This window comes from Rhodanobacter thiooxydans, from assembly GCF_030291135.1.
GTDB lineage: Bacteria > Pseudomonadota > Gammaproteobacteria > Xanthomonadales > Rhodanobacteraceae > Rhodanobacter > Rhodanobacter thiooxydans_A.
Genome location: NZ_CP127409.1, coordinates 3,508,692 through 3,516,421, shown reverse-complemented (window position 1 = coordinate 3,516,421; position 7,730 = coordinate 3,508,692). Strand labels below are relative to the sequence as shown.

Annotated in this window: 8 protein-coding genes; 4 read left to right on the top strand and 4 right to left on the bottom strand. The window is 67.4% G+C overall.

The window, feature by feature from the left end:
- The first annotated feature begins 203 nt into the window (after positions 1-203).
- The 4 genes from rpmH (at position 204) to mnmE (ending at position 3,976) form a co-directional block, all read left to right on the top strand.
- Positions 204-338: a 50S ribosomal protein L34 gene (gene rpmH / locus QQA13_RS16170; protein ID WP_007510029.1), complete on the top strand. Its 135-nt coding sequence runs from the start codon at positions 204-206 to the stop codon at positions 336-338.
- 14 nt (positions 339-352) lie between these two features.
- A complete protein-coding gene (gene rnpA / locus QQA13_RS16165) occupies positions 353-757 on the top strand; it encodes a ribonuclease P protein component (protein WP_108471244.1) in 405 nt (134 codons plus the stop codon).
- A 64-nt stretch (positions 758-821) separates the two neighbouring features.
- The gene (gene yidC / locus QQA13_RS16160) at positions 822-2,555 is read left to right on the top strand and encodes a membrane protein insertase YidC (RefSeq protein ID WP_108471245.1); all 1,734 of its coding nucleotides are present in this window, start codon (positions 822-824) and stop codon (positions 2,553-2,555) included.
- A 74-nt stretch (positions 2,556-2,629) separates the two neighbouring features.
- Positions 2,630-3,976, top strand: coding sequence for a tRNA uridine-5-carboxymethylaminomethyl(34) synthesis GTPase MnmE (gene mnmE / locus QQA13_RS16155; protein WP_108471246.1), 1,347 nt, complete (start codon positions 2,630-2,632; stop codon positions 3,974-3,976).
- A gap of 4 nt (positions 3,977-3,980) precedes the next feature.
- On the opposite strand, the gene rbsK is transcribed toward mnmE, so the two are convergent.
- The 4 genes from rbsK to hslV form a co-directional block, all read right to left on the bottom strand.
- The gene (rbsK, locus tag QQA13_RS16150) at positions 3,981-4,874 is read right to left on the bottom strand and encodes a ribokinase (protein WP_108471247.1); all 894 of its coding nucleotides are present in this window, start codon (positions 4,872-4,874) and stop codon (positions 3,981-3,983) included.
- A 162-nt stretch (positions 4,875-5,036) separates the two neighbouring features.
- Complete coding sequence (locus tag QQA13_RS16145; protein WP_199909819.1) at positions 5,037-5,669, bottom strand: hypothetical protein; 633 nt, start codon at positions 5,667-5,669, stop codon at positions 5,037-5,039.
- A 27-nt stretch (positions 5,670-5,696) separates the two neighbouring features.
- Entirely contained in the window at positions 5,697-7,031 is a 1,335-nt protein-coding gene (gene hslU, locus QQA13_RS16140) for an ATP-dependent protease ATPase subunit HslU (protein WP_108471248.1), read from the bottom strand.
- Positions 7,032-7,154: 123 nt separating this feature from the next.
- Positions 7,155-7,691, bottom strand: a complete 537-nt coding sequence (gene hslV, locus QQA13_RS16135; RefSeq protein WP_108471249.1) for an ATP-dependent protease subunit HslV — start codon at positions 7,689-7,691, stop codon at positions 7,155-7,157.
- Between the last annotated feature and the right edge of the window lie 39 nt (positions 7,692-7,730).

Below are 7,730 nucleotides of genomic sequence, written 5' to 3'. Positions count from 1 at the left end.
GAATAAAATCAACCACGGCTTGGAAGCGCTTGCGCGCGGGGTGATGGGCTAGTCTAGCAGCCTCCCCCGCGCCTCCGACCGCCACATATCCACACGGGTATCCACAGGGCGCGCGCAGATGGCTTTCCCCGCCATTTGACAGCAGCAGCGGCTACCCCACATACTTTCCAACCTTTTTATCCACATTCCCTTCGGAGTAAGCCATGAAGCGGACCTTCCAGCCCAGCAAGCTCAAGCGCGCTCGCACGCACGGTTTCCGTGCCCGTATGGCCACCGCCGACGGCCGCAAAGTCCTCAACGCCCGTCGCGCCAAGGGCCGCAAGCGCCTGATCCCGTAATCGGCACGAGCGTCATGTCCAGCGCCGTGCTGCCGCGCGAAGCGCGGCTACGTCGGCCGGGTGACTTCGCCGCCTTGCGGACCAGCAGCGGACGCGCAGGCGGCCGCTGTTTTCATATGCGCTACCGCGACAACGAGCTTGGCCATGCCCGGCTCGGCCTGGCGATTTCCAAGCGCGTCTCCAAGCGGGCGGTCGAGCGCAACCGGATCAAGCGGTTGCTGCGCGAGTCGTTCCGGCGCGTGCGCCACCAGCTGCCGGCGGTCGACATGATGGTGATGGCGCGCGAACAGGCCGCCGGCGTACCCGGGCCACAACTGCTGATCGAGCTCGACGGCCTGTGGAAGAAATTGCTGGCCAGCCATGCCGCGAGCTCCGGGCCATTGAAGCCCGCCGGCGACACCACCACAATCGGGCGTTGACCTTCTTCCTTCCTGTCTCCGCGGCGTTGACACGTGTCGTGGCGTTACCCGGATCTGCTACGCGATGAATCAAACGCGCACCTTCCTCCTGTTCGCCCTGTTTGCCGTGGCCTACTTCCTGTTCCTGGCCTGGGAGAAGGATTACGCACCGCCGCCGCCAGCGGCCACCACCACCAGTGCCAGTGCCAGTGCAGCCACGCCAGCGGCGGACGCCAGCGTACCCGGCGCGATCCCGGTCGCCTCCGCGCCAGGCGCCAGGCCCGCGCCGACGATCGCCGGTGACACGGCCGCCGCCGCCCCGGCGCAGCTGATCACCATCACCACCGACGTGCTGAAGTTGAGCGTGGACACCCGCGGCGGCAGCCTGGTGCACGCCGACCTGCTGGCCTACCCGCAGGCGCCGCGCACGCACAAGGCGCCGAACCCGCCGCCGACGGTGCTGCTGACCAGCGATCCCGAGCGCTACTCGGTGGCGCAGAACGGCCTGGTCAGCAGCAGCGACAGCGCGCCGGCAGACCAGCCGAACCACCTGGCACTGTTCCACAGTGAGAAGACCACCTACGCGCTCGCCGATGGCCAGGACGAACTGAAGGTCGATCTCACCTGGCAGGACGCCGCCGGCCTCAAGGTCACCAAGACCTACAGCTTCAAGCGCGGCAGCTACGTCATCGGCGTCAGCCAGCGCATCGACAATGGCAGTGCCGCACCGTGGCAGGGCAACGCCTACCAGCAACTGCTGCGGGTCGAGCCGCCGAAGGCCGGCAACTGGCTGGCGAACTACACCAACCCGGAGACGCGCAGCTTCCAGGGCGCCGCCTGGTACACCGGCGAGAAGTTCGAGAAGCTGCCGTTCAAGAACTTCGCCGAACCGAAGGACCAGCTCAACGCCCCGATCAAGGGCGGCTGGGCGGCGATGCTGAAGCTGTACTTTGTCACCGCGTGGATTCCGCCGGCCGACCAGACCGAGCAGTACGTCACCCAGACGATCAACCCGGACAGCGCGCATCCGCGCTACCTGATCCGCACCGTCGGCCCCGCGCTCAGCGTGGCGCCGGGACAGAGCCTGACCAGCCAGTCACGCCTGTACGTGGGCCCGAACAAGCAGGGCACGATGGACGCCATCGCGCCGGGGCTGGATCTGACCATCGACTACGGCATGTTCAAGATCATCGCCGTGCCGATGCACTGGGTGCTGTCGCAGTTCCACGCCGTCACCAAGAACTGGGGCGTGGCGATCATCCTGCTGGTACTGCTGATCAAGGGCCTGAGCTGGAAGCTCACCGCCATGCAGTACCGCTCCAGCGCCCGCATGCGCAAGCTGCAGCCGCGCGTGCAGGCGCTCAAGGAGCGCTACGGCGACGACAAGCAGAAGATGCAGGTCGCGATGATGGAGTTGTACAAGAAGGAGAAGGTCAACCCGATGGGCGGCTGCCTGCCGGTGCTGATCACCTTGCCCGTCTTCTATGGTTTGTACTTCGTGCTGATGGATAGCCTGGAACTGCGGCATGCGCCGTTCCTGTGGATCCCCGACCTGAGCACACCCGACCCGTTCTACATCCTGCCGATCATCTATGCGCTGGTGATGCTGGGCACGCAATGGCTGAACCCGGTCGCCGCGGGCATGGACCCGACCCAGGCGAAGATGATGAAGGTGATGCCGCTGCTGTTCACCGTGATGTTCGCCTTCTTCCCCGCCGGCCTGTGCCTGTACTACGCGGTCAACGGCATTGTCGGCCTCGGCCAGCAGTGGTGGATCACCCACCACATCGATCGCGAGGATGCGGTCAAGCCGGCCTGAGTGTCGAGTTGTGCGTCCCCTGCCGCCGCGACCGGGCAACCGTCGCGGCGGCTTTCGTTTAGAGTCACGCAGCCATGACCGAGCATGCCGCCGACACCATCGCCGCGATCGCCAGCGCCCCCGGTGCGGCTGGCGTGGGCGTGCTGCGCGTGTCCGGGCCGGTGGTACCGGCGATCGCGCAGACCCTGCTCGGCCGCGCGCCGCAAGCGCGCCACGCCCACTTCGCCGCGTTCCGTGATGGTGCCGGCGAACTGATCGACCGCGGTCTGCTGCTGTACTTCCCCGCCCCCGCCTCCTACACCGGCGAACACGTGCTGGAGCTGCAAGGCCACGGCAGCGCGGTGCTGCTCGATGCGCTGCTGCGCCGCGTGTGCGAGCTCGGCGCGCGGCTGGCGCGCCCCGGCGAATTCACCGAGCGCGCGTTCTTGAACGGCAAGCTCGACCTGGCCCAGGCCGAGGCCGTCGCCGACCTGATCGCGGCCCGCTCGCAGGCCGGCGCGCGCGCCGCGCTGCAGTCGATGGAAGGCGTGTTCTCGCGCAAGGTCGGCGCGCTGCTGCAAGCGCTGATCGCGCTGCGCGTGCACATCGAGGCGGCGATCGACTTCCCCGAAGAGGAAATCGACTTCCTCGCCGACCCGGCGATCACCGCGCAACTGGAAAGGCTGCGCGCCGAACACGCCGAACTCCTGCGCGAAGCACAACGCGGCCTGCGCCTCAACGACGGCCTCCGGGTCGCCATCGTGGGCCGCCCCAACGCCGGCAAGTCCAGCCTGCTCAACGCACTGGCCGGCAGCGATCGCGCCATCGTCACCCCGATCGCCGGCACCACCCGCGACGTGCTGCGCGAATCCCTGAGCCTCGACGGCATCGCGCTGGAACTGGCTGACACCGCCGGTTTGCGCGAGACGGAAGACGAAGTCGAACGCGAAGGCGTGCGCCGCGCCCACAGCGAACTGCAATGCGCCGACGTCGCCCTGCTGGTCACCGACGCCGAACACGCCAACGCCGACCTCGCCTTCTTCGCGCCACTGCCGGCCGGCGTCGAACGTATCGTGCTGGTCAACAAGATCGACCGCGACCAGCTCGCTCCGCACGATGAATCGCGCAATGGCGTCACCTGGCTGTGGGCCTCGGCCAAGACGGGTGTCGGCCTCGACGCCCTGCGCGACCACCTCAAGCAACTCGCCGGCGCCGGCAGCGGCGAAGGCGCCTTCAGCGCAAGACGCCGCCACGTGCTGGCGCTACAGCAAGTCGGCATGCATCTCGACCGCACCGCCGCGATCCTTGCCACCACTCGCGCCGGCGAGCTCGCCGCCGAGGAACTGCGCGCCGCCCAGCACGCGCTCGGCGAAATCACCGGCAGCTACAGCAGTGATGATCTGCTCGGCGCGATCTTCGGCTCGTTCTGCATCGGCAAGTAATCAATCAGCGCTGCTGCGCGAGAAAAGCATCCAGTTCACGCAGGTCCGGCATGCCGCCCTGCGCGCCGAGCTTCGTCACCGACAGCGCCGCCGCGGCACAGGCCTTGCGCACCGCCAGCGGCAGGCCTTCGTGCAGGAATACCGCCAGCGCCGCGTTGAAAGTGTCGCCCGCGCCGGTGCTGTCGACCACGTCAACCTTGAAGCCGGGCTGGTGCAGCGGTTCGCCGTGTTCGCGGTACCAGGCGCCTTCGCTACCGCGGGTGAGCACGACGGGACAGGGCGCGCGTTGCATCAGGATCTGGAAGTCTTCCGCGGGGTCGGCGCCGAGCAGAATCGCCAGCTCGTGCTGATTCGGGGTGACGTAGCGGGCGAGCCGGAGCCAGTCGTTCGGCAGCTTCTGCGCGGGCGCGGGGTTGAGGATCACCGGCACGCCGAGGCGGTGGCCCAGGCGCACGGTGGCTTCGGCGGTGTCCAGCGGGATTTCCATCTGCACCAGCACGACGTCGGCGCGTTCGATCAGCGCACGGGCGGCTTCGACCTGGGCGGGCGTGACGCGGGTGTTGGCGGCAGGCACCACGATGATCTGGTTCTCGCCGTCGGCGACGGTGATCGAGGCGGTGCCGCTGGCGTAGTCGTCCAGGCGCGCGACGTGGGTCAGGTCGAGGTGTTCGGCGGCAAGTCCCGCGTGCAGCTGGTCGCCGAAGGCGTCGCGACCCAGTGCGCCGACCAGAGCCACCTCGGCGCCCAGCCGGGCGGCGGCCACAGCCTGGTTGGCGCCCTTGCCACCGGGCACGGTGAGGAAGCGTTCGCCCAGGATGGTCTCGCCGGGGCCGACGAAGCGCGGCGCCTGGGTGACCAGATCCATGTTGATGCTGCCGACGACGACGGTGCGTGTCATCTGTGGCTCCCCTGCGCCGTTTCACGATGGAGGGGAGAGCTTACCTGCTGCGGTCTGTGCGAATGGCTTCAGCCGTGTGGTTCTTCGCGAAAGGAGGGCGAGGAGCGACTCCTTCCTCCCCAGCCCTCCCCCCTGCCATGCAGGGGAGGGAGCAGAACTCAGTCAAGGCGACGGGACGCGGCCGATGCCGGTGTCGCCGCCGGGCAGCAGGGCCGGCGCGGGGCCGGCCACGGCGAGCAGGGACTGCGCGTAGCTGTCCTCGATGCTGACGGTGGAGACCTCGTCCCAGGCGAAGAACGAGGGCTCACGCATCCATTCCGCGTCGGGGCTCAGTTCCTGCAGGTTGAAGCCGTCTTCCTCGACATCGATCAGGCGGCCGATGTAGCAAACCTCGTCCTCGTCCTCGCTGTCCACGTGCACGCCGATCACCGGCGCCTGGGCACCGGCGGCCTGGATGACCTCACGGATGCCGTCCAGCGGGAAGCCGCGTGGCATCCGCGGCAGGATCTGTTTCAGCGCCAGCGCCTTCTCCATGAACGAGTGGTGCTTGTCCGGCGCCTCCAGTTCGGTGACGTCGCGGTGGCGCATCACGTACATGCCATCGTAGGTGATGCCGTCGCCGACCACCCAGAGCAGGAAGAATTCGCGTCCCACGCCACCCACGTAGCCGCAGAAGCTGCCGTGTTCAAGCTCCTCGCGCCACAACCGCACCAGCATCTGCTTCTGCTGCGCCTCGCGCAACTGGGCGCGCTGGCCAGTGTTCTTCAATTCAATAACGTTGTTCACGGTGCTCATTTTAGCAGACCGGCCTGACCGGCTTGTTTACAGGATGTAGCGGCTGAGATCTTCGTCCTTGACCAGGCTTCCCAGGTTTTTGTCTACCTGTTCGGCGTCGATCAGGTATTTTTCGCCGGATTTGTCCGCTGCCTCGAAGGAAATCTTCTCCAGCAGGCGTTCCATCACCGTGTGCAGCCGGCGCGCGCCGATGTTCTCGGTGCGCTCGTTCACCTGGAATGCCACCTCGGCCAGCCGGTCGACGCCCGAGTCGGTGAACTCGATGCCGACGCCCTCGGTACCGAGCAGGGCCACGTACTGCTTGGTCAGTGCGTTGTGCGGCTCGCGCAGGATGCGCTTGAAGTCGTCCACGCTGAGCGCGGACAGTTCCACCCGGATCGGCAGGCGGCCCTGCAGCTCGGGGATCAGGTCCGACGGTTTGGCCAGCGAGAACGCACCGGAGGCGATGAACAGCATGTGGTCGGTCTTGATCGGGCCGTACTTGGTCGACACGGTGGAGCCTTCCACCAGCGGCAGCAGGTCGCGCTGCACGCCCTCGCGACTGACCCCGGCGTGGCCGTGGTCGCTGCGCTGGGCGACCTTGTCGATCTCGTCGATGAATACGATGCCGTTCTGCTCGGCCGCTTCCATCGCTTGCGCGCGGACCTCTTCGTCGTTGAGCAGCTTGCCGGCCTCCTCGTCGATCAGCAGCGGGCGCGCCAGCTTGATCGCCAGTTTGCGGCTCTGGGTCTTGCCGCCGCCGATGTTCTGGAACATCTGGCGCAGCTGCGCGCCCATCTCCTCCATGCCGGGTGGCGACATGATCTCCACGCCCACGCTCGCGGTGAAGTCCAGCTCGATCTCGCGCTCGTCCAGCGCACCCTCGCGCAGCTGCTTGCGCAGCTTCTGGCGGGTGTCGCTGTCGGTCGCCGGCGCGGCATCATGGCTCCAGTCGGTCGGCGTCTGCCGGCGCGGCAGCAGCGCGTCGAGGATGCGGTCCTCGGCGCGGTCCTCGGCCTGGCTGCGCACACGCTTGGCAGCCTGCTCGCGGGTCAGCTTGTAGGCCACGTCGGCGAGGTCGCGGATGATCGACTCCACGTCCTTGCCCACGTAGCCCACCTCGGTGAACTTGGTCGCCTCGACCTTCACGAACGGCGCGTTGGCCAGCGTGGCCAGGCGCCGCGCGATCTCGGTCTTGCCCACGCCGGTGGGGCCGATCATCAGGATGTTCTTCGGGGTGATCTCGTTGCGCATCTCCGCCGCCAGCTGCATGCGCCGCCAGCGGCTGCGCAGCGCCACCGCCACCGCACGCTTGGCGTCGTGCTGGCCGATGATGTAGCGGTCGAGTTCGTTGACGATTTCGCGGGGAGTGAGTTCGGACATGGGGGCACCGGGAAGGTTGGGTTTAAGGCCGTCATTCCGGCGCAGGCCGGAATCGCATTTCAACCAAGAGCGATTCCGGCCTGCGCCGGAATGACGACCCTGGAGAGCAGCAGCGCGTTGCGCCTACAGCTCTTCGATCGACACGTTGTGGTTGGTGTAGATGCAGATGTCGCCGGCGATCTTCAGCGCCTTCTCGACGATCGTGCGCGCGTCCAGTTCGGTGTTTTCGAGCAGGGCCATCGCGGCGGACTGGGCGAACGGACCGCCGGAGCCGATCGCGATCAGGCCGTGCTCGGGCTCCACCACGTCGCCGTTGCCGGAGATCAGCAGCGAGGTTTCCTTGTCGGCCACCGCCAGCATCGCCTCGAGCTTGCCGAAGCGGCGGTCGGTGCGCCATTCCTTGGCCATTTCCACCGCGGCGCGGGTGAGGTTGTTGTTGTGCTTCTCCAGCTTCTGCTCGAACAGCTCGAACAGGGTGAACGCATCGGCGGTGGCGCCGGCGAAGCCGGCCACCACCTCGCCCGCCTTGCCCAGCCGGCGCACCTTGCGCGCGTTGCCCTTCATCACCGTGTTGCCCAGCGTGACCTGGCCGTCGCTGCCGATCACGACGCGGCCGTCGCGGCGCACGCAGACGATGGTGGTGGCGTGGAAGGATTCCATGGGAGCTCCGCTAGAAGATGTCTGAGCGGATGAGATGGG

Bases quoted from the DNA above. Each gene is read 5' to 3' on its own strand.
- rpmH (WP_007510029.1), top strand. From the start codon at position 204: ATGAAGCGGACCTTCCAGCCCAGCAAGCTCAAGCGCGCTCGCACGCAC.
- rbsK (WP_108471247.1), bottom strand. From the start codon at position 4,874: ATGACACGCACCGTCGTCGTCGGCAGCATCAACATGGATCTGGTCACC.
- hslU (WP_108471248.1), bottom strand. From the start codon at position 7,031: ATGTCCGAACTCACTCCCCGCGAAATCGTCAACGAACTCGACCGCTAC.
- QQA13_RS16145 (WP_199909819.1), bottom strand. From the start codon at position 5,669: ATGAGCACCGTGAACAACGTTATTGAATTGAAGAACACTGGCCAGCGC.
- mnmE (WP_108471246.1), top strand. From the start codon at position 2,630: ATGACCGAGCATGCCGCCGACACCATCGCCGCGATCGCCAGCGCCCCC.
- hslV (WP_108471249.1), bottom strand. From the start codon at position 7,691: ATGGAATCCTTCCACGCCACCACCATCGTCTGCGTGCGCCGCGACGGC.
- rnpA (WP_108471244.1), top strand. From the start codon at position 353: ATGTCCAGCGCCGTGCTGCCGCGCGAAGCGCGGCTACGTCGGCCGGGT.
- yidC (WP_108471245.1), top strand. From the start codon at position 822: ATGAATCAAACGCGCACCTTCCTCCTGTTCGCCCTGTTTGCCGTGGCC.